Source organism: Rhizobium sp. P1_E6, assembly GCF_056405875.1.
On the sequence record NZ_JBFUBG010000311.1, the window covers coordinates 1 to 892 of the forward strand.

Genomic DNA, 892 nt, shown 5'->3' on the forward strand with positions numbered 1-892 from the left:
AGACTGGCGCGCGACGCTCGTGGCGGCAGTCGCGCTTCCCCTCTAGACTGGCGCGCGACGCTCGTGGCGGCAGTCGCGCTTCCCCTCTCTATCCTGCCAACATTCTTCGCCATCGATATGCTAGGGTTTTCGCTGAACATCCTCAGCCTGCTAGCGATTACTCTTGTGACAGGCATCCTTGTCGATGACGCGATCGTTGAGATCGAGAATGTCGTGCGCCATCGCAACATAGGGAAATCCGCGTATCGCGCCGCTCTCGATGCGTCAGATGAAATCGGGCTGGCTGTGATCGCAATCTCGGCGACCATCATCGCCGTGTTCGCGCCGGTAGGCTTGATGAAAGGGGTCACTGGCCTCTACTTCAAGGAGTTCGGTCTCACCGTCGCCATCTCTGTCTTCTTCTCACTCTTGGTCGCCCGCCTCATCACCCCAATCATGGCGGCATACATCATGACCAGCCTCCCGCATCGGGAAAGGCCGCAGGGCCTTGCCGGGAGGATATACGAGAACGTGTTGAGGCTGCAACTTCGCCGCAAATGGACGACCGTGGCCGCCGCGGTCACCTTCTTCGCGATTTCCATCGCCGCACTTCTAACGCTTCCGAACGCGTTTTTACCCGAGGAAGACAACGGTCGCCTCTCCCTGTCGTTGGAACTGCCGGCGGGATCGACGCTCGCTGAAACTAGGGCCGTCACTGACGAAATCGCTCAGCGGATTCGCCAGCTAAAGGAGGTCGAAGGCGTGTTCATTCGAGGTGGGACGAGCCCGTCGGGGGAACTTGATGTCCGTCGCGCCGCGGTCTCCATTGACCTCGTTCACAAGTCTGAGCGGGAACTCTCTTCTTTCAAGGTCGAGGATGCCGTCAAGAGAATACTCTCGAACATTCCTGATG

1 protein-coding gene is annotated in these 892 nt (G+C 58.9%); it reads left to right on the forward strand.

Translation table 11 applies throughout. The features are described from left to right. Positions 1-63: 63 nt before the first annotated feature. The coding region (locus AC1D35_RS36445) for an efflux RND transporter permease subunit (RefSeq protein WP_477942908.1) at positions 64-892 on the forward strand (829 nt) is incomplete at its 3' end.